This window comes from Mesorhizobium sp. M0678, from assembly GCF_040320505.1.
Taxonomy (GTDB): domain Bacteria; phylum Pseudomonadota; class Alphaproteobacteria; order Rhizobiales; family Rhizobiaceae; genus Mesorhizobium.
On record NZ_JAMYPT010000020.1, the window covers coordinates 15,576 to 34,020 of the forward strand.

At 61.5% G+C, this 18,445-nt stretch carries 21 protein-coding genes and 1 tRNA gene; 11 read left to right on the forward strand and 11 right to left on the reverse strand.

The window, feature by feature from the left end; all coding sequences use genetic code 11:
- The first annotated feature begins 51 nt into the window (after nt 1-51).
- From NKI29_RS26265 to NKI29_RS26300, 8 genes are all read left to right on the forward strand, one after another.
- Nucleotides 52-486 carry a DUF2948 family protein gene (locus NKI29_RS26265; protein ID WP_352464930.1) on the forward strand — a complete coding sequence of 145 codons (435 nt, stop codon included), beginning with the start codon at nt 52-54 and terminating at the stop codon, nt 484-486.
- A 4-nt stretch (nt 487-490) separates the two neighbouring features.
- Nucleotides 491-1,783 (forward strand): histidinol dehydrogenase, encoded by a 1,293-nt coding sequence (gene hisD / locus NKI29_RS26270; protein WP_352797786.1) that lies wholly within the window; start codon nt 491-493, stop codon nt 1,781-1,783.
- 2 nt (nt 1,784-1,785) lie between these two features.
- Entirely contained in the window at nt 1,786-2,271 is a 486-nt protein-coding gene (locus NKI29_RS26275) for a UPF0262 family protein (RefSeq protein WP_292663977.1), read from the forward strand.
- Nucleotide 2,272: 1 nt separating this feature from the next.
- Nucleotides 2,273-2,740 carry an arsenate-mycothiol transferase ArsC gene (locus NKI29_RS26280; RefSeq protein WP_352571660.1) on the forward strand — a complete coding sequence of 156 codons (468 nt, stop codon included), beginning with the start codon at nt 2,273-2,275 and terminating at the stop codon, nt 2,738-2,740.
- 89 nt (nt 2,741-2,829) lie between these two features.
- Nucleotides 2,830-3,048, forward strand: coding sequence for a translation initiation factor IF-1 (gene infA, locus NKI29_RS26285; protein WP_006200926.1), 219 nt, complete (start codon nt 2,830-2,832; stop codon nt 3,046-3,048).
- A gap of 25 nt (nt 3,049-3,073) precedes the next feature.
- The gene (locus NKI29_RS26290) at nt 3,074-3,703 is read left to right on the forward strand and encodes a Maf-like protein (RefSeq protein ID WP_352457706.1); all 630 of its coding nucleotides are present in this window, start codon (nt 3,074-3,076) and stop codon (nt 3,701-3,703) included.
- The gene (yacG, locus tag NKI29_RS26295) at nt 3,700-3,891 is read left to right on the forward strand and encodes a DNA gyrase inhibitor YacG (RefSeq protein WP_023677402.1); all 192 of its coding nucleotides are present in this window, start codon (nt 3,700-3,702) and stop codon (nt 3,889-3,891) included. The genes NKI29_RS26290 and yacG overlap by 4 nt, the downstream gene beginning before the upstream one ends.
- A 319-nt stretch (nt 3,892-4,210) precedes the next feature.
- A tRNA-Phe gene (locus tag NKI29_RS26300) sits at nt 4,211-4,286 on the forward strand.
- 644 nt (nt 4,287-4,930) lie between these two features.
- Here the strand turns inward: NKI29_RS26300 and NKI29_RS26305 are convergent.
- From NKI29_RS26305 to NKI29_RS26350, 10 genes are all read right to left on the reverse strand, one after another.
- Complete coding sequence (locus NKI29_RS26305; RefSeq protein ID WP_245274725.1) at nt 4,931-5,545, reverse strand: class I SAM-dependent DNA methyltransferase; 615 nt, start codon at nt 5,543-5,545, stop codon at nt 4,931-4,933.
- A 217-nt stretch (nt 5,546-5,762) separates the two neighbouring features.
- A complete protein-coding gene (locus NKI29_RS26310; protein ID WP_051406149.1) occupies nt 5,763-6,518 on the reverse strand; it encodes an AAA family ATPase in 756 nt (251 codons plus the stop codon).
- A 910-nt stretch (nt 6,519-7,428) separates the two neighbouring features.
- Nucleotides 7,429-9,021 (reverse strand): gamma-glutamyltransferase, encoded by a 1,593-nt coding sequence (gene ggt / locus NKI29_RS26315; RefSeq protein ID WP_352571655.1) that lies wholly within the window; start codon nt 9,019-9,021, stop codon nt 7,429-7,431.
- 21 nt (nt 9,022-9,042) lie between these two features.
- Nucleotides 9,043-9,762 (reverse strand): ABC transporter permease, encoded by a 720-nt coding sequence (locus NKI29_RS26320; RefSeq protein WP_352457755.1) that lies wholly within the window; start codon nt 9,760-9,762, stop codon nt 9,043-9,045.
- Nucleotides 9,759-10,472 carry an ABC transporter permease gene (locus NKI29_RS26325; protein ID WP_352726138.1) on the reverse strand — a complete coding sequence of 238 codons (714 nt, stop codon included), beginning with the start codon at nt 10,470-10,472 and terminating at the stop codon, nt 9,759-9,761. The genes NKI29_RS26320 and NKI29_RS26325 overlap by 4 nt, the downstream gene beginning before the upstream one ends.
- An 85-nt stretch (nt 10,473-10,557) precedes the next feature.
- The gene (locus NKI29_RS26330; protein WP_023677394.1) at nt 10,558-11,403 is read right to left on the reverse strand and encodes a transporter substrate-binding domain-containing protein; all 846 of its coding nucleotides are present in this window, start codon (nt 11,401-11,403) and stop codon (nt 10,558-10,560) included.
- Nucleotides 11,404-11,488: 85 nt separating this feature from the next.
- A complete protein-coding gene (locus NKI29_RS26335; protein ID WP_352726140.1) occupies nt 11,489-12,160 on the reverse strand; it encodes a GntR family transcriptional regulator in 672 nt (223 codons plus the stop codon).
- Nucleotides 12,161-12,673: 513 nt separating this feature from the next.
- Nucleotides 12,674-13,051 carry a VanZ family protein gene (locus NKI29_RS26340; RefSeq protein WP_352571657.1) on the reverse strand — a complete coding sequence of 126 codons (378 nt, stop codon included), beginning with the start codon at nt 13,049-13,051 and terminating at the stop codon, nt 12,674-12,676.
- Between the two features lie 660 nt (nt 13,052-13,711).
- Complete coding sequence (locus NKI29_RS26345; protein WP_156937357.1) at nt 13,712-13,978, reverse strand: DUF6894 family protein; 267 nt, start codon at nt 13,976-13,978, stop codon at nt 13,712-13,714.
- Nucleotides 13,979-14,080: 102 nt separating this feature from the next.
- Nucleotides 14,081-14,272 (reverse strand): DUF3606 domain-containing protein, encoded by a 192-nt coding sequence (locus tag NKI29_RS26350; protein ID WP_023677389.1) that lies wholly within the window; start codon nt 14,270-14,272, stop codon nt 14,081-14,083.
- A 410-nt stretch (nt 14,273-14,682) separates the two neighbouring features.
- On the opposite strand from NKI29_RS26350, the gene NKI29_RS26355 reads away from it, so the two are divergent.
- The 3 genes from NKI29_RS26355 (at nt 14,683) to NKI29_RS26365 (ending at nt 16,094) form a co-directional block, all read left to right on the forward strand.
- Nucleotides 14,683-14,982, forward strand: coding sequence for a DUF1236 domain-containing protein (locus NKI29_RS26355; RefSeq protein WP_023677387.1), 300 nt, complete (start codon nt 14,683-14,685; stop codon nt 14,980-14,982).
- Between the two features lie 139 nt (nt 14,983-15,121).
- Nucleotides 15,122-15,571, forward strand: coding sequence for a hypothetical protein (locus NKI29_RS26360; protein ID WP_023677386.1), 450 nt, complete (start codon nt 15,122-15,124; stop codon nt 15,569-15,571).
- A gap of 181 nt (nt 15,572-15,752) precedes the next feature.
- Complete coding sequence (locus NKI29_RS26365; RefSeq protein ID WP_292663955.1) at nt 15,753-16,094, forward strand: hypothetical protein; 342 nt, start codon at nt 15,753-15,755, stop codon at nt 16,092-16,094.
- Nucleotides 16,095-16,157: 63 nt separating this feature from the next.
- Here the strand turns inward: NKI29_RS26365 and ggt (NKI29_RS26370) are convergent, their stop codons facing one another.
- On the reverse strand, nt 16,158-17,894 hold the full coding sequence (gene ggt, locus NKI29_RS26370) for a gamma-glutamyltransferase (protein WP_352797791.1): 1,737 nt from the start codon (nt 17,892-17,894) through the stop codon (nt 16,158-16,160).
- Nucleotides 17,895-18,445: the final 551 nt, after the last annotated feature.

Consider the following 18,445-nt stretch of genomic DNA (forward strand, 5'->3'; position numbering starts at 1 on the left):
AGACCGCCTAACAGAAGGCCAATTGTAAACCTTCGCAGGTGCGAATTCCGCATGAATGGCCTCAAGCTTGTCGCGCTCGACGATCAGGATCTGAGCATCATCTCGGCGCATGTCCAGGATGCCGTCATGAAGGTCAGCGATCTCGAATACCTGCCTTCTGTAAAGCGCTTCGTGCTGACCATGAACCGCTTCGTGTGGGAGGCGAAATCCGGCTTCTTGCGCCGGCACAATGAGCGGCGGCAGGCCGTGCTGCATTTCGACCGGGTGCTCGGCGCCAAGACCAGCGGCATTGCCCGCGACAAGCCCGACGAAGTGCTGTCGCTGCTGGCGATCAGCTTTCTCGCGCTCGACAAACCGGCCGGCATCGTCGAGCTGATCTTTTCGGGCGGGGGCGCGATCATGCTCGATGTCGAATGCATCGAGGCACGGCTTGCCGATGTCGGCGGCGCCTGGGAAGCGACGTCGCGCCCGGTCCACAGGGTTTGAGCCGATGGCCATCACGCTTCGCCAGTCCGACGCCGATTTCGAGCAGCGCTTTGCCGCGTTCCTGCTGACCAAGCGGGAAGTCTCGGCCGATGTCGACGCCGTGGTGCGCGAGATCATCGCCAAGGTGCGTGCCGAGGGCGACGCGGCGCTGGTCGGGTACACGCAGAAATTCGGCGGCGGTGACCTGGCCAGGCTCGGCATCGCCGTCTCCAGGGACGACATTGCCAAGGCTTACGAGGCCGCCGATCCGCAGACGGTCGAGGCGCTGAAATTCGCGCGCGAGCGCATCCGCTCCCACCACCTGCGGCAGCTGCCGCAGGACGACCGCTACACCGATGCCGCCGGCGTCGAGCTCGGCTCGCGCTGGACGGCGATCGAGGCCGTCGGGCTCTACGTGCCGGGCGGCACGGCGAGCTATCCGAGCTCGGTGCTGATGAACGCGGTACCGGCCAAGGTCGCCGGCGTCGAGCGCATCGCCATGGTGGTGCCGGCCTCCGGCGGCGAGGTGCCGCCGCTGGTGCTGGTGGCAGCCGACCTTGCCGGTGTCTCCGAAATCTACCGCGTTGGTGGCGCCCAGGCGATCGCGGCCCTTGCCTATGGCACCGAGACGATAAAGCCCGTCGCCAAGATCGTCGGCCCCGGCAATGCCTATGTCGCTGCGGCCAAGCGCCAGGTGTTCGGCACGGTGGGCATCGACATGATCGCCGGGCCGTCGGAAGTGCTGGTCGTCGCCGACGGCAGCAACGATCCGGACTGGATCGCCGCCGACCTGCTCGCCCAGGCCGAACACGATATGTCGGCGCAGTCGATCCTGATCACCGACGACCGTGCCTTTGGCGCAGCGGTCGAACAGGCGGTGGAGCGGCAGTTGCAGAACCTGCCGCGCGGAGAAACGGCGGCGGCGAGCTGGCGCGATTTCGGCGCCGTGATCCTGGTGCCGACGATCGAGGCAGCACTGCCGCTGGTCGACCGCATCGCGGCCGAACATGTCGAGCTTGCCATCGACGACCCAGAGGCCTTCCTGGCGCGGATGCGCAATGCCGGTGCGGTGTTTCTCGGCCGTCATACGCCGGAAGCCATCGGCGACTATGTCGCCGGCTCCAACCACGTGCTGCCGACGGCGCGCTCGGCGCGCTTTTCGTCCGGGCTTTCGGTGCTCGATTTCGTCAAGCGCACTTCGATCCTGAAGCTCGGGCCGGAGCAGTTGCGGGCGCTGGCGCCGGCGGCGATCACGCTCGCCAAGGCGGAAGGGCTCGATGCACATGGACGCTCCGTCGGCATTCGGCTGAACATGTAGAAATGTCCGACTACGACCAAACACGCGCCAGGCTGATCGATGTCGAGCTCGACGAGACGATCGGCCGCTCGACGCCCGATGTCGAGCATGAGCGGGCGGTGGCGATCTTCGACCTGATAGAGGAGAACCGCTTCCAGCCGGTCAATGACGACGGCGCCGGCCCGTACCGGCTGAAACTGTCGCTGGCCGAATCCCGGCTGGTGTTTGCGGTGGCGCGCGAGGACGGCGCAGCCGTGGTCACCCACATCCTGTCGCTGACGCCGCTTCGGCGCATCGTCAAGGATTACTACATGATCTGCGAAAGCTATTACGATGCCATCCGCACCGCGACACCCAGCCACATCGAGGCGATCGACATGGGCCGGCGCGGCCTGCACAATGAAGGCTCGCAGACGCTGATGGACCGGCTTGCCGGCAAGATCGAGATTGACTTCGACACGGCGCGCCGGCTGTTCACGCTGGTTTGCGTGCTGCACTGGCGAGGCTGAACTGGCCGCCCCGCTGCCCCGCCCGATCCTGCCCCGCTCGATCCTGTTTGTCTGCGGCATGAACGCCGTGCGCTCGCCGATGGCCGAATTGCTGGCGCGCAAGGTGCTTCCGCCCACCACCTTCGTCGCCTCGGCCGGGGTGCGCGGCGGCGAACGCGATCCGTTCGTCGATGCCGTGCTGGCCGAAGAAGGGCTGTCGCTCGGCGAACGGCACCCGAGAACGATGGACGACCTCGAGGATGATTATTTCGACCTGATCGTGACGCTGGCGCCGGAAGCCCACCACACCGCGCTCGAGCTCACCCGCTCGCTGGCCGTCGAGGTCGAGTATTGGCCTATGCCCGACCCGACCGGCGTCAGCGGCACGCGCGAGCAGATCATGGCCGCCTACCGCGACGTGCGCGAGCGGCTGAAGGCGCGGATCGGCCGCCGTTTTCTCGGCACCGGGGCTGAAAACGCCGCGGATTAAGCATGTTCACAAGCGGACGTTTATCATATAGGTTCCGCGCAACTTTCCGGCCGGGGCGCTGGAAGTACCCATCCAAGCAAAGGTATCGAATGCCGAAGGAAGAAGTCCTCGAGTTTCCGGGTGTCGTGACGGAACTGCTGCCCAACGCGATGTTCAGGGTCAAGCTCGAAAACGAACATGAAATCATCGCCCATACGGCCGGCCGCATGCGCAAGAACCGCATCCGCGTTTTGACCGGCGACAAGGTCCTGGTCGAGATGACGCCCTACGACCTGACCAAGGGCCGCATCACCTACCGCTTCAAGTAAGTTCAAGAACCCGGCCGGGATCGCGATGGGCATTTTGCAGAAGCTCGTGCTTGCCTCGGGTTCGCCGCGCCGGATCGAGCTGCTGCAGCAGGCCGGCATCGAGCCGGACCGTGTGCTGCCGGCCGATGTCGACGAGACGCCGCTGCGCGCCGAACACCCGCGCTCGCTGGCCAAGCGCCTGGCAACACAAAAGGCCGAGAAGGCGCTGGCTTCGCTGAAGACCGAAGCCGACTACCTGCCGAGCTTCGTGCTGGCCGCCGACACGGTGGTTGCCGTCGGGCGGCGCATCCTGCCCAAGGCCGAGACGCTCGACGACGCCGCCAACTGCCTCGGGCTTTTGTCCGGCCGTTCGCACCGGGTCTATTCCGGCATCTGCCTGATCACGCCGGGCGGCAAGCAGCGCTTGCGGCTGGTCGAGACCAGGGTGCGTTTCAAGCGGCTGCCGCGCGAGGAGATCGAGGCCTACATCGCATCGGGAGAATGGCGCGGCAAGGCCGGCGGCTATGGCGTCCAGGGGCTCGCCGGCGCCTTCGTCGTCAAGCTTGTCGGCTCCTACACCAACGTCGTCGGCCTGCCGCTCTACGAGACGGTAGCGCTTTTGAGCGGCGAAGGGTTTAAGGTGCACGCCAACTGGCTGTCGGGTGCGCGGATATGAGCCCGGACGACAAGGTCACGCCATTGCGGCCCAAGCGGCCCTGCCCCGAATGCGGCAAGCCATCGGCGCGCGAAACCTACCCGTTCTGCTCGACGCGCTGCAAGGACATCGACCTCAACCGCTGGCTGAAGGGGGTCTACGTCATCCCGGGACGCGACGACGAGGACGAGAACGACGACCAGAAATAGCGCCGTCCACCTGCGGTTTTCCACAGGCTTGGGACGGTTTCGCAGCCGCGATCGTGACCGATGATCGGCCTTGCGGACTGCCTGTCGTTTCGCGCCTGAAATCAATGTCCAGAACTTGTTCCATCCGGGCACTGTCGGACGGAACAGGTTCTGGCGTTTTGTTTGAGCATAATCTTTTCCGAAAACCGGATTCCACTTTTCGGGATCATGCTCTAAGCGCTGGACAGGCCGAATTCCCGTGCTATAACCCACGCGCTTTCAAGGGGTGCCGACGGCGCTTTCATGAACCCGGTGTGCAGATTGCCGCCCGCCGGAGCAGGCCCAGATAGCTCAGTTGGTAGAGCAGCGGACTGAAAATCCGCGTGTCGGTGGTTCGAATCCGCCTCTGGGCACCACTACTTCCTCATATAAAATCACTCAATGGCTTGCGGTGTCGCCAACTTGGCGACTTACGGCATTTCATGTCGCGCCGTGTTGCGAACTGTTACCGTTGATTTTCAAGGGTTTCCTGCGACTGTAGGCAACTCCACGCGACATGAACGCGACATGGGCACGCGTAAAGCGCGCCGTAGCCGCTTTCAGACGTTCTCTCATGCGTCTTTATGGTTCGAGATGCGTGGGCACTGTCTGCGAGAGGCTTACAGGCCGGCAGGTGCGGCATCGGGCCAAACCGGAGTTCATACGCAGGCATTACGAGGAATTCGCGTCCCGCAATCGGCAGGGAGATACTTGAACCTCAAGACGTCTGGAAATTACGGCGCGAACCCGCGTTACGTTGCCGGAATCCCCCAACCTACGAAAGTACCTCGCGACGTCGGGATGCTTGCGATCGTCCTGCCTCAAAAGGGCAAGTGCATCGTTGGTCACCGGCGAGCGCCGTCGCCAAACGCACTGATGAGCAGAGGCGAGCAGCGCTTTGTCTGATTGAGCCAAGCGAAGCGCAGCCAAAAACGACACTCGATACTTTCCTGCCAATAGCTTCAACAAAGACCAGCCTCATGGCAAATGCTCGGTTTCAAATTTCATGTGCCCGCCGGCTTTACCGCTTTCTGGCAACCACCAGGAAATTCTGCGCAAGCTCCGCCGGAATCCTGGCACTTGCGCAGATCCTTTCAAACGGCACGATCAATATTTCGCAGAGTCTTGGCAGCAATTTCCCGGGTCGCGGCAAAAAACCGTACCCAACTATCCGCTCGACAATAAAGCCGTTTGCAATGAGCGTCTGCTCGTATCCTTTAATGCTCAAAGTGTGGCGGACTGTCCCTCCTGCATAACGGTTCAGAATGCGGCAGACCAGCCCTATTGGCGAGGTCGCATTCATGTGGATATTCGAGATTAGCAATCCACCTTCGTTCAAATGCGCGCTGATGGCCGACAGTGCATCCTTCCTGAGCTCATCTTCAGCATTGAGGAAGAATCTGAATGCCGTGACCACGTCGAACCTTTCGGCGAGCGGAGAGAGCGTAATATCAGCGCGGACCAATTTCACGTTCTTCGGAACCCGTGCGCTAGCCAGCATAGATTGGGAGATGTCAACGCCGACGACTTCACCAAAAAATTGAGCTGCGATATTTGCTATGCGGCCTGTGCCGCATGCGAAGTCCAGGCATTTCCGGTTCGGCCCGCCGACAGGCAGGAGAGTACGTTCGACCAAGGGCTTTTCGATACCCGACCACAGAGCTGCATAGTAGCCGGACCGGAACGTGTCGGAGTAATGGGCACCGTACCCATCCGTCTGGTGGCTTGCTCGGTAATCCCGACGAGCGGGTGCACGGTTCTCATGGACGCTGCCTAACGGTCGCCGCTGCGCCCGTAGAAATCTGCGAATGCCAACGAACGATCTCACCGTGAGCACCATGCAACTCGCGCCTCTAGTCTGGCCCGACGCATGCCGTCGCGGGCAATCCGTGCCCCACGATGCGCGCGACGACCTGTTCGAAATTGCGTGGGTCGAGGCCGTCGACACGCATCAGCGGCCATTTGTCTTGCAGGCATTGGCCGATCTCCCTCGCGATATCCGCTTGCTTCAGGCCCCTGACCACTCCGACTTCGAGAAGGCGCTCGAGGTACGGCTGCCGCGCATACCGCTCAATGAGGCGGTGGCGCAGCGTTTCCCCGGGCGCGTCGACTTGAATGAGGAGATCCGGTCGCGGCAGGAACGTCATGCAATTACGAACCATGTCGATACTTGGATTTCGTGCCAACAGGACGAGCGCACACAACGCCTGAACGATGCCCTCTTCGAAAATGAAGTACCCTTCTGAGGCCTGCGCCGTATTCCAGGCTTCGAAGAGCAAAACGACGTCGATCTTCAGACGCAACGCCCATATTCGACTTTTTGGAGGGATCGATGCCAAAAGCCGCGCAGCGGCCCCCTCGCTCGGCGGGGTCGAGAACAAGACCGGACTCGCGGTGGCGAGCTTGTGCACCAGACGCTGGATGCCATGGCGTGTCTCCGGGCCTTCATCCTCGACCGAATCGACTTCGCTGCCGAAAGACACAAAATCAATCCGGCGATAGCCATTGACTGTCTTCACACGGATGTCGCGTTTCGCCAGCTCACGGCAAAGGGCGCGGAGAAGGGTCGTCTTGCCTGCACCAGGCGGACCGAACAACTCGATAATCATGTAGGGACCTCCCGAACAGGAAACAGAAAGATCGGATGAAGCGAGCTCGCCCGCTCCGGCGGTGTGGCGAGCGTAAACACTCTGGCATCCGCCTGGCCGAGTTGACCCCGCTCGCTGGCATCCTGCTGACGCCGCAAAAAGATTTGGAGGAGATGCGATGCGGCGGGAACTGCCTTTCCATGGCGTGCAGTCCCGCCTGTTGAGCCGCGACAGCGTTGCCGGTTGACTTGGGAACTTGCAATTGCTTCTCGATCGCCTGCGCTTGCGGCTGGTTGACACGCCTGTCGCTGTCGAACTGGCTCGTCGCCCGTGCCATCTCCTGATCGAGCGCGTGCCCCACGGTTGCCCGTTGGTCGACGTCGGTCGTTGTGGCTTCCAGGCGTGCGAGCCTCGACGACGCCGACCCCGCCGCCTGCGCCAACACCTCCGTCGTCGCGCCGCTTGCGCCCATAGGAACATGGACCTCAGAAAGTCTCTAAATTGCCTGGTGATCGGAGCTTACTAGGAGTGCCGAACCATACCATCATCCATCTGAATGACTGTCGGCACCACGGCACGCGTGTTTGGGCGCTGAACAAGGCAACGAGTTCAGGCCGAGCGGGCGCTTTTGGCTTGACGCGACACAAACGCGACATTCGACCTAAAATCTGAACAATATCAATCACCGACAGCGGACTGAAAATTCGCATGTCGGTGGTTCGAATCCGCCTCTGGGCACCATTTTTCCCTGTACGGCCCGGAGATGGGTAACAGTTTGTACCTAAGACATGGGTGACAACCTCGCGCCGATCGGATTGTCGATGGCGTGCAAGAATTATCTGGACCATGGCGCCAGCGGCTCCTGCTCGCCGGCCAAATGTCGATGAAGAGCATCTTCGGCATCTTGGATCCCACTCTGGCCATAACCGGTCTACAGACCGAGGGCGCAGCCGTCCTTGCGCGGTTCAGAACCGCCCAGCAGGGTCCCGTTTGCCCAATCGATGCGAATGGCCTGCGCACCGCCGATCGGGTCCGTGGCGGGAATGATTTCGAAACCGCGTCGGCTAAGTTCAGCTACGGTTTCGCCAGCGAGCCCGTGTTCGGCCTGGACGTTCATGGTGCCGCTGACGGGGGCGACCCGCGGCAGATCAATCGCCTCCTGCAGATCCATCCCGAAGTCGAGCACCTTCGTCAGCAGGTGCGCGTGGCCCATTGCCTGGTAGTAGCCACCCATAACGCCGAAAGGCATTTCTGCCCGGCCGTCTCTCGCAAGCATCCCGGGTATGATGGTATGCAAAGGTCGCTTGTTCGGCGCCACTGCATTGGGGTGCTTGGGGTCAAGCGAAAAGCTTTGCCCGCGATTGTGCAAGACGACACCGGAGCGTGGCGAGACCAGGCCCGAGCCAAAGCTGTCGAAGACCGAGTTGATGAAACTGACCGCATTGCGATCCTTATCGACAACGGAAATATAGGCCGTGTCGCTGTGCAGCGGCATATCGAACGCCGGCAGGTCCGCGCGGGCGCGCTTTAGGTCAATCATGCCGGCCAGACGATCGGCCCAGGCATTCGACAACATGTCGGCCACCGGGACCTCGGACGCATCAGGATCGGCGACGAGCAGGTCACGCGCGGCGTAAGCGAGGCGTGTCGCTTCGATTTCCAGGTGAAGCCGGTCCGCGGATTGCGGGTCGCCGTGCGCTTCGAAGCGCGAGAGGATATTTAGAATGAGCAGCGCGATCACACCCTGGCCATTGGGCGGACATTCGAACACATCGCAGCCTCGAAACGCGGTGCTGATCGGGATCACGTATTCGCCTGTTGCCGAGGCGAAATCTTCGAGTGTGTGCAATCCGCCGAGCCCTCGAAGATAGGCGACCATGTCTCCGGCCACAGGGCCAGTGTAGAAGGCCTCTCGTCCCTTCTTGGCGATCAGCCGCAGCGTTGCAGCCAACTCAGGCTGGCGATGCACTTCGCCAACGCCTGGCGCGCGGCCGTTTGGCAGGAAAATCCGTTTCGCGGCTACATCGGAGGCCAGAAGTTCTTCTTCCAACGCCCAGTCACGATGGACCCGCGGTGAAATGGCGTAGCCTTCCTCGGCGAAACGTATAGCGGGGGCCAGGATTTGATCGAAGGGCATATGTCCATGATCAGCGTGCAATCTGGTCCAGGAATCGATGGCTCCCGGGATGGTGACGGAGCCAGGAGAATTGCGGGCCACCTCCGCCATGCCACGTTCGAGGAACCAGTCAATTGTGAGGGCGGCGGGTGTCCTGCCCGATCCGTTGTAGGCGATGACCTCGCCGGATCCGTTTCGCGACAGAAGAGCGAAGCAGTCGCCTCCAATGCCGGTCGAGGCTGGCTCGACGACACATTGCACCGCGCAGGCTGCGATGGCGGCATCCATGGCGTTGCCGCCGGCCGCCATGATCTCCACCGCCGTGAGGGTCGCCGACGGATGAGAGGTGGCGGCCATGGCCTCGCGTGAAACGACGACCGAGCGCGTTGGTTTCTCAAAATTTCGCATGCTATGCCCTTCTGATAGTGCTCAAGAGGCGGCGTCGCTCATCGTCGAGGGGCGGTGCCGCAGATGCCGCGACATCCAGTATTCGAGTGCCGCCAAGGCACGGATGATCGCGAAGTTCAAAGTGAGATAAATGGCGCCCGCGCAGATGAAGACTTCAAAGGCGCGGTAGGTCTGGGAGATCAATCCCTGGGCAATTCCAGTCACCTCCATCAAGGTCACGATGGAAGCCAGAGACGTGCCCTTGATCATCAGGATGATTTCATTGCCGTAACTCGGCAGCGCCTGGCGAAAGGCCAGCGGCAGGATAACGTGCCGATAGGTCAAATAGGTGGACAGGCCGACAGACCGGGCCGCCTCGACAAGGCCGCGTGGCACCGATTGAATCGCGCCGCGGAGGATTTCGCTGCCATAGGCGGTGGTGTTGAGTGTCAGCGCGATGATTGCGCACCAGTAGGGTTCGCGGAAAACGGCCCATAATCCAATTGCCGACAGTTGGTGCCGGAACTGACCAAGGCCATAATAGGTCAGAAAAATCTGCACCAGCAGAGGCGTGCCCCTGAACACGGCAACGAAGCCGCGGATCGGCAAGACGACGAAGGGCGATTCCGATTGCTGGGCAAGCGCCAATGTGACGGCAAGAACGAAGCCGGCAACGATGGAAGTCAGGGCCAGTTCCATCGTGAGCGGCAGGCCGGCGAGTAGCTTCGGCAGGATTTCGAGGAAAAAACTGAAATCTATCATGCCGACCGGACGCGCCACGGCGCCTTCCGTTCCAGACGGTAAAAGGCGTGGCCCGTGACGGAAGCGATAGCCAGATAGAGCAAGGCTGCAGCAATGTAGAAGATGAACGGTTCACGGGTCGAACCTGCAGCGATCTGCGCCTGGCGCATCAGTTCAACGAGGCCGATTACCGATATCAGCGACGAGTCCTTCAGAACCAACTGCCACACATTGCCGAGACCTGGCAGCGCGTATCTCAGGAGCTGGGGAAAAATAACCTGTCGCAGCCGCTGCAGCCGGTTGAGACCAAGCGCGCAAGCGGCATCGTGCTGTCCCTGGTCGATGGCGACGTAAGCCCCTCGATAGACCTCGGCTTGATAGGCGCCCGAGATGATCGCGATAGCCAAGGTTCCAGTGGCAAAGGCCGGAACGCCGACGAATCCGGACCCGCCCAGGCTATGACCAAGCGAGGTCAGGGCGACACTACCTCCATAGTAAAGCAGATAAATGGTCAGAAGGTCGGGCACGCCCCTGAAAACCGTGCAATAGCCAAGGGCCAAGAACCTCAATACCTTGGAGTTGCGGAGACGCCCGGCCGCTGCCAGCCCGCCAAAGACAGCGCCAAGCGCAAACCCCAGCACGGACAGGAGCACTGTGACCGAGGCCGCCATGAGAAGAGCAGCCCCCCAACCTCCGTGCTGGAAACCAAGCAGCCGGAATGCGTCAACCATTGATACCCCCGGCATTGATACCCCCGGCAGGACGAACGGCTCAGCTCCGGAACGTGGTCAGGAATGGCCGTTCGCCGGCAAGCGCTTACTTGACTGGAGTGACGTCGCTCTTGAGCCATTTAAGCGACAGGGTTTTGATCGTGCCGTCGGCGGTCGCGGCGTCGATGGCGCCGTTGAGCATGTCTTTCAGCTTGGTGTCCTCTTTGCGGATACCGGCCCCGGAGCCAAGACCGAAGAGACCCCCGACAAATCCTGGTCCTGCAAGCGTATAGTCGCTGAACTCCGGCTTGCTCAGCGTGGCGGCCAGCGCTGTCTGTTGCGCGAAGAGCGCGTCGATGCGACCCGCGGCGAGATCGAGATCGTGTTGCTCGGTGGTCTTATATTCGCGAATCTCGGCGACGTCCGAGAAGTATTTTTTCACAAATTCCAGGTTCGCCGTTGCAGCCTGAACTCCAATGATCTTTCCCTTCAGCAATGGCTTGAGCTTGTCGATTGCCGCCTGCGCAGAGGCTTCATTCTCCAGCTTGAACCGCTCGTTGGAAATGCCGAGCTTGCCCAGTTCGCTATCCTTGGCGACCGCGAAACCTGAGGGATCCACCGCATATGGCTGGGTAAACTCAATGATCTTCAGACGTTTTTCAGTGATGAACATGCTCGCCATGATCACGTCGAACTTGCCGACGGTCAGCGCGGGGATCATGCCGTCCCAGTCCTGTGCGACGATCTTGCACTCGATCTTCATTCGCCCGCACAGATCATTGGCGAGATCGACTTCGAAGCCGTCCAGCTTGCCGTCGGCTGTTGTGAAATTCCAGGGCGCGTAGGCTCCTTCGGTGGCAATGGTAATTGCCTTTGGTGTTTCTTGTGCAACGGCGGCCTGGACCAGGCCGAACAGGACCGACGCAATGGCTGCGATGCGGCTAATTTTCATATCATTCTCCTCTTTTTGCCGGTATGGCAGTTCCCTTTCGTCGTGCCGGATTATCTTCCGGCTTCAACGAGTTAGATGGTATTCCCTAGCGGCGGCCGGGACTTGCGAAGTTGGCCAGAAGCGGCGCCGTCTCGACGATATGATCCCGCATGACGATCTCAGCCTTGCCGGCATCACCTGACCGCAGCACGTCGATCAGGATCTCGTGCTCGGCACGCGCGCTGGCGGGCTTGTCGACATAGTCGAACCAGATGCGCAGGTAGGGCTCGATCACGACGTGCAGGCTGGCGATCTGCCGGACCAGCTTGGGCCGGTTGCTCAATTGGCAAATCTGCAAATGGAAGGCCTGATGGCGCACGACCCAGTCGCTGCTGCCGGTCTGGCTGGCGCGCTCCATCCGGTCGAGCTGGCGTTCCAGTTCTTCAAGCACTTCGACATCGATGTGCGGCATGGCAAGCCTCACCGCCAGCCCTTCGAGCACCGAGCGTATTTCAAATGTTTCGTGGATCTCATCGAGGGTAAGCCCGGCGACGATGCAGCCACGGTTCGGGCGAATGAGCACAAGACCTTCCGCGGCCAGTTGGCGGAATGCTTCGCGAACCGGCATGCGGCTCATGCCGATTTCCGTCGCGATCTCTTCCGGGATCAGCCGGTCCCCGGCCCGATAACGCCCCATCCTCAGGGCCCGCTGAATGTGGCGATAAGCTTCCTCCTCGGCGGTCGTGATGCCCAACGGCTCGATTGCGTCAGCTGCCATGTCTTGGGTCCGATCAGAGCGTATCTGTGTATCCACTTATCCAGTTCTCGAAACCTGTGTCAAGCACCGATGCTTGGGCGCTTTGGAATTTCTCTTGTGAGAATAAGCACTTGGTAGGGGAAATCGGGCTAAGCACACTGTGATCGGCTAAGCCGCTGATCGGCCTACTTTTCAACATCCGGCAAAAAGGCCCGCCGCTCCATTTGCGAAGCGGCGAGGCCCCATATTCGGGGACGATTGCCGGGATTCCCCGGCATTGCCTACAGTGCAATTCAGGTGCCAGAATTGTTGACCCAAAACGGGTCACCGCACCGGAGGCGCGAGCGCGGACCTTCCGCGATCACGCTACTGCCGCGCATTGCCGTTCCTGCTATGTTACTTTGCGGCGGACGTAATTTTTCCGCCTGGCCGGCGCCCCATCAGGCAACTTACCCCAACGCGCCCCCCAAGTGGCGCCGGCCATTTTCCCCTTATTGGGGCATGGGCGCGCCGATTCCGTTATGCGCTTTCGAGCTATGGCAATCCGCCGGCGAGCCGCTTTGTCCAGCCTGCAACCATCAGTCCGCACGCGATTCCCGCGCAGTCGGCCACCCAGTCGAATAAATCCGGGTCGCGCCCTATCAGTTGCACGGCCTGAAGCCCCTCGATCGCCGCACCCGTGAGAACGAGGAGTACGATCAGCTTCGCCTTGCGTTCCGGCCAGCCGAGACTTCCGAGAGCCGCCAGGACGACGAAGGCGGCGGCGTGATTGAGCTTGTCGTGATCAAACGTGAAAGCCAGGCCAAGACCCTGCAAGAGCCGCTCCGGCAGAAGGGCGAACAGCAGAACGCCGGCAAACGCGGCCGGAAAGGCAATCCTTGCCACGATCTGATAAGAATCCAGGCGCAACAAGGGTAGAATGGCCTTTCGTCCGAAATCTGCAGGGAATACCGCCGGCCGCCATAGTCGCGAGCGAGCGCGGCGTCCAATTTCCGCCGTCGGGGCGTCCGGTGCATCGTCAGAATGAATGAATGCCTCGGGTCAGCCGCTGGGCAGGCCGAACTGCTGGGGAGGGCTCTGCAATGGTGCGGCTTCCGCGATCACGCAATTACCTGCTGCGCCAACGCGGCTACTATCTGGCTGCGGCGGACCTGATTTCCGCTTGGCCGGCGCTGCGTCAGGGCACCTTACCCCATGCCACACGAATCAGCGCCGGCCAGAATTCCATCGATTGCGTGATGACCGACCCGCGTCAAAAAAGCCCGCCGCCCTGTCGGACGACGGGCTCCGTTGCCTGGGCGCCAGGGCGCCGCGGTAGCGACTGATGTTACTAGTGCTCCCGCAGGTCTCCAATATGCTGCCGCCGCATGGCGTTGCGCATCGGCTAAACAAACGAAGCCCGCGCCTCTGGCGGAGGGCGCGGGCCGACCGGGTTGCACCCGATCTGCAGCAGAATCCTGGGAGGTTCCCGCTGCTTAAGATAACAATTAGAGACTTCTAATGTTCCGCGCCAGGGGAAGATGCCGCTGCACCAGAAATCTGATGATGGTCGGCGCGATGATGATCGAGCCGTCAGTTCGTGCGCAAGTCGATCTGGAAAATCCGCTCGTCGAAGTGCCGCGTTTCAACGGCAAAGGTCAAAGCCACTTCAAGGACCAGACCGCCACGGTCGTCCCGGACCTTGACTGCAATCCTGCGATGAGGAAGGCCATCCCTGGCCATCTCGGCCAATGTGCGAAGGGCTTCTTTCCTGAGCAGCGGGAGATCGTCATATAACGTTCCCTGATCGTCGGAATAGACGATTCCGTCTTCATCGGAATCGAAGAAGTAGCGGGGCATTGCGCTTGGCCGAAGCGGCGGCATCCGAGCACGTTGTCGATTGCTGGCCGGATCTCGGCCGATCGCGATCAGCGCCTCTCCACCGTTGGCTTCGCCGCCAGCTCACTTGCGCTCGCGCAATGCCTTCACCGCCTGCGAGAGGATCATCCGGTCGCCGCCGGTCCTTTTGATCAACTTGCTCACCTGGCTGGGCGAAACACCATTTTCCCGCGCGAAATGTTCGACCTCATAATATTCATCCGCCGAAACGCGATTGCGGTCGCTGAAGTCTCGCTTGGTCTTGTCGTCGGCCATTTCTGTTCTCCTCGCCTCAGGGCCAACTTTGGACTGACGCACGCTGCAATCGAGGGTTCGCCCGCCACCAAAGTGACGCGCGAACCCTATCGGCGCAGGAAGGGACAAGGCTGCGCAGATGCTGTATTCGATCGAAATGGAAACAGCCAAGATCGGTGCGAGCCGCCATCGATATTTTCCAAAGAATCCTCCCGGCACGTGCAGCCAGCAACGGCTAGGTGCCGCGGCGGTTCCGGGTCACGCGGCAAACCCGCCCTTTGCGCGCAAGGATCAGACTTAGGTCCTGCGGCAACACGTCGGTTGGTCCCTGCCGGGCGGGACCGAAGCCCGTCGACGGAACGTTTTCAGCTGCCTTCCGTTCGAATGAGCCTTGGCGCGAAGAGCGGACCGAGTTCGCAAAGGAGACGACCATGAGAATGCATCTTTCCACCGCGGTGGCGGGATTTTTGCTGCTGGCAGGCATCGGCGCCGCTGCAGCGCAAGACGTTGTCATCGAACCGCAGCAGGAAACGGTCATCAAGGAGTATGTGAAAAAGCAGCCGCTGGCCTCGGTGAAAATCCCTGGGGTGGAGCTCAACATCGGCTCGGCGCTCCCCGATACCGTCGAGCTTCATGAAGTCCCCAGTGTCAAATACCGCTATGTCATCGTCGACAACCGCACCGTCGTCGTCGACCCAGGCACGCGCAAGATCGTCGAGATCATCGAGTGACGTGAAAGCTCGGGCAGTCGTCGCCCGCCGCCCGGAACCAGAAGGCGGGCGACGTATGCGTTAGGCGGTTCCTCGGCGTCGTCGCTCAGCAGGAACCCGCCGTACCGTCGAGGGCCGGGGGGCCTCACAGGCAGTTTCAATGCGAACAATCAGCAGACTTTTTGATTCCCATGACCAGGCGGCGCGTGCCGTCGAAGCACTTCAGGCGGCAGGAATTGCGCGCCACCAGATCAGTATCATCGGACCCTACGACGACGAAATCGGCGCCGTCTTGCGCGGTCCAGGCACCGGTGCCGCTCTTGGCGCGGCAGCCGGTTTGTTGGCCGGCCTCGGCGCGTTCGATATCCCCGGCATCGATCCCCTCGGCGCGGGATGGCTGGCATCGGCCCTCGTCGGTGCAGCCTTGGGCTGTGTTGCCGGCAGACTTTTCGACACATTGTCCGATATCGGCAAGCAGCCAGACCAGACGAATGCCGCACCAGGTGTGATCCTGGTGCTGGCGCATGTCGATGAAAGGCAGGCCGACACCGCACAGGCGGTGCTTGGGGCTTCCGTTCAGGCAACGCAGTCTTTGGCCAGGGCGGCATGAAGATTCAGCTCGGGCAAAGCGCTTGACCAGGCCGCGCAGCGGGGCGGCGATCCAAGCGCGAATTCAAAAATCTCTGGCAAGCCGTCGCCAGAAAGTGTTGAACACCGTGCCGATCACATTCGGCGAGCGGTTGCGCTCGACGAGGCTTGATGATTTGCTGTCGGTTTGCGGAGAACGAATAATGCATGAGCCTGTCGGTCAAGACGAATATGGGTCGACCAGCCCGTTCGATCCGGACGATCTGTCGAGGTTGAACGCAATCGGCCCGAGCGCCGGCAGCAACGATTTCGAAAAATACGCAGTCGCCGTGATCATCGTGTTCGGCGCCCTGATCATCGGTGGCCTGATGGCTGCCGGCTTGAGCTTCGGGCGCCGCAGCACCTTCTTTTTCGCGCTTGGTGGCGCCACTGCAGCATGGATATCCGGCAATGCGCTTCTGCTCGACCGGCCGCGCATCTACGCCCTGTTCGTCGGCATCGCGGCGCTGATGCTGATTGCGTCGACGATCGCGCTGGTCACCTGAAGCAAGGCGCAATCTTCTTGTTGACCATGATCTTATCCGAAAACCGGTTCCCACTTTTGGGGTTTAATACCCGATAGCCTTGCCGGCTGCGGCGCGGCTGTCGATGGCGCCGTTGTAGCGGGCGCCGCCACCCTTCTCGATTTCCGCCAGGCTCTTGCCGCCGACCAGGATGCCGGCCGCCTGGCCCCAGGTCGTGCCGGCAAGATCGAGGCGGTAGCCCATGCCGGTAAGCAGCTTTTCGGTATCGGGCGACAGGCCGAAGGGTTCGATATAGACCGTGTCGGGCAGCCATTGGTGATGGATGCGCGGCGCGTCGATCGCCTCCTGGATGTTCATGCCGTGGTCGACGACGTTGACGATCGCCTCCAGCGTGATGGTGATGATGCGTGAACCGCCGGGGCTGCCGATGACCATGAACGGCTTGCCGTCTTTGGCGAGGATGGTGGGGCTCATCGATGACAGCGGCGTCTTTTTCGGCGCAATCGCATTCGCCTCGCCCTGGACGAGGCCATAGAGATTGGGCACGCCGGGTTTCTGGGTGAAATCGTCCATCTCGTTGTTGAGCAGGATGCCGGTGCCGGCGGCGACAACGCCGGCGCCGAAAGAGCCGTTCAGCGTGTAGGTTACCGCGACGGCATTGCCATCATTGTCGATGATCGAAAAATGCGTCGTCTCGTTGCTCTCGCCAAAACCCTTCGGCATCAATTCCTGCGAGACGCCGGCCCGGAACGGATCGATCTTTTCACGAATTTCCCTGGCGTAATTCTTGTCGAGCAGTTTTGCGACCGGATTGTCGATGAAGCCGGGATCGCCGAGCGCCGAATTGCGGTCGACATAGGCGTGGCGCATCGCCTCGACCATGACGTGAACCGTCTCGGCCGAACCGGCGCCGAGATAGGACAACGGATAGAACTCAAGCACGTTGAGGATCTCGCAGATGATGACGCCGCCGGAGCTCGGCGGCGGCGAGGAAATGATCTCGTAGCCGCGATAATTGCAGGTCGCCGGCTTGAGCTCGCGCACCGCATAGTTTTCGAAATCAGCCCTGGCCAGAATGCCGCCCTTCTCGCCACTCGCCTTGACGATGGCGTCGGCGGTCGCGCCTTTGTAGAAGGCATCCGCCCCGCGTTCGGAAATGGCGGCAAGCGAAGCCGCGAGATCGGGCTGAACAAGGCGCTCGCCGACAGCATAAGGCTTGCCGTCCGGCTTGAGGAAAATGGCCGCCGCCGCTGGGTCCCTCGCCAACCGCTCCGCGCCGCCCTGGAGCGAGGCCGCATCGCCCTGCTCCAGCACGAAGCCTTCCTTGGCAAAGCGGATGGCCGGCGCCAGCAAGTCCTGCCGCGACAGCGTGCCGTATTTCTCCCGCGCCATCTCGAAACCAGCGACCGAGCCCGGCACGCCGACCGCCAGATAGCCGTCGAGACTGGCGCCTTTTACCGGCTTGCCGTCCTTGTCGAGATACATGGTTTTGGTCGCGGCCAGCGGCGCGCGCTCGCGAAAATCGAGGAAGGTCGAGCGGCCGTCCTTGAAGCGGATGGTCATGAAGCCGCCACCGCCGATATTGCCGGCGGTCGGGTAGACCACGGCCAGCGCATAGCCGACGGCGACCGCGGCATCGACCGCGTTGCCGCCCTGCTTCAGCACCTCGACGCCGACCTCAGACGCAAGATGCTGGGCGGTCACCACCATGCCGTGCTCGCCCTTCGCCGGCTGCGGCGAGGCGGCATAGGCGAGGAAGGGTACGAAGTTCAGGGTGAGGGAAAGGCTTACGGCGATTAGGGTTCGGCGGGTGTTGTGCATGGCCGTCCTCCGAGGCTTGGGTAGGCCTAGGAAACGCGCTTGGAGCGGTTGAGTCTACTGCGAAGATCGAAAGAATCGGGAGGGTTCGCACGCCTGTGCCGGTTCGCCTCGCAACCGCCGTTGCAATCTTCGGCGACTGCAACGGCATGGATCCTAGGGTCTCCGCTACGTCGCTTCGCTCCTGCTCCGCCCTAGGATGACGAGGGGGGGAGGGATCGGCTAATCCCGAAAGTTTGCGATTTGCCAGCAGCCGCCAGCCTGCAACGTTTGCCATTGCCATCAGCCGCCAATCCCCAACATCTGCGATTAGCTGTAGGCCCTCACGCCTTCGTCATCCTAGGGCGGAGCAGGAGCGAAGCGACGTCGCGGAGACCCTAGGATCCATGCCGTAACTTCTGAGCGCCGCAGCGTTGGTAGCAAGGCCACGCTTCATCGCGGCTCTCAGAATTTTTCAGTTACACAGCAATTTTGTTCTTGCTTTGTGCCGGCAGCTATGCTACTAATCTGGCTGTGGTGCTAATTGGCTCCAACGACCCGCCCTCCCGAGGCGG

Bases quoted from the DNA above. Each gene is read 5' to 3' on its own strand.
- NKI29_RS26345 (WP_156937357.1), bottom strand. From the start codon at position 13,978: ATGCCCCGCTACTTCTTCGATTCCGATGAAGACGGAATCGTCTATTCC.
- yacG (WP_023677402.1), top strand. From the start codon at position 3,700: ATGAGCCCGGACGACAAGGTCACGCCATTGCGGCCCAAGCGGCCCTGC.
- NKI29_RS26330 (WP_023677394.1), bottom strand. From the start codon at position 11,403: ATGAAAATTAGCCGCATCGCAGCCATTGCGTCGGTCCTGTTCGGCCTG.
- ggt (WP_352797791.1), bottom strand. From the start codon at position 17,894: ATGCACAACACCCGCCGAACCCTAATCGCCGTAAGCCTTTCCCTCACC.
- hisD (WP_352797786.1), top strand. From the start codon at position 491: ATGGCCATCACGCTTCGCCAGTCCGACGCCGATTTCGAGCAGCGCTTT.
- NKI29_RS26335 (WP_352726140.1), bottom strand. From the start codon at position 12,160: ATGGCAGCTGACGCAATCGAGCCGTTGGGCATCACGACCGCCGAGGAG.
- infA (WP_006200926.1), top strand. From the start codon at position 2,830: ATGCCGAAGGAAGAAGTCCTCGAGTTTCCGGGTGTCGTGACGGAACTG.
- NKI29_RS26355 (WP_023677387.1), top strand. From the start codon at position 14,683: ATGAGAATGCATCTTTCCACCGCGGTGGCGGGATTTTTGCTGCTGGCA.
- NKI29_RS26325 (WP_352726138.1), bottom strand. From the start codon at position 10,472: ATGGTTGACGCATTCCGGCTGCTTGGTTTCCAGCACGGAGGTTGGGGG.
- NKI29_RS26320 (WP_352457755.1), bottom strand. From the start codon at position 9,762: ATGATAGATTTCAGTTTTTTCCTCGAAATCCTGCCGAAGCTACTCGCC.
- NKI29_RS26350 (WP_023677389.1), bottom strand. From the start codon at position 14,272: ATGGCCGACGACAAGACCAAGCGAGACTTCAGCGACCGCAATCGCGTT.
- NKI29_RS26310 (WP_051406149.1), bottom strand. From the start codon at position 6,518: ATGATTATCGAGTTGTTCGGTCCGCCTGGTGCAGGCAAGACGACCCTT.
- NKI29_RS26365 (WP_292663955.1), top strand. From the start codon at position 15,753: ATGCATGAGCCTGTCGGTCAAGACGAATATGGGTCGACCAGCCCGTTC.
- NKI29_RS26360 (WP_023677386.1), top strand. From the start codon at position 15,122: ATGCGAACAATCAGCAGACTTTTTGATTCCCATGACCAGGCGGCGCGT.
- NKI29_RS26275 (WP_292663977.1), top strand. From the start codon at position 1,786: ATGTCCGACTACGACCAAACACGCGCCAGGCTGATCGATGTCGAGCTC.
- NKI29_RS26265 (WP_352464930.1), top strand. From the start codon at position 52: ATGAATGGCCTCAAGCTTGTCGCGCTCGACGATCAGGATCTGAGCATC.
- NKI29_RS26290 (WP_352457706.1), top strand. From the start codon at position 3,074: ATGGGCATTTTGCAGAAGCTCGTGCTTGCCTCGGGTTCGCCGCGCCGG.
- ggt (WP_352571655.1), bottom strand. From the start codon at position 9,021: ATGCGAAATTTTGAGAAACCAACGCGCTCGGTCGTCGTTTCACGCGAG.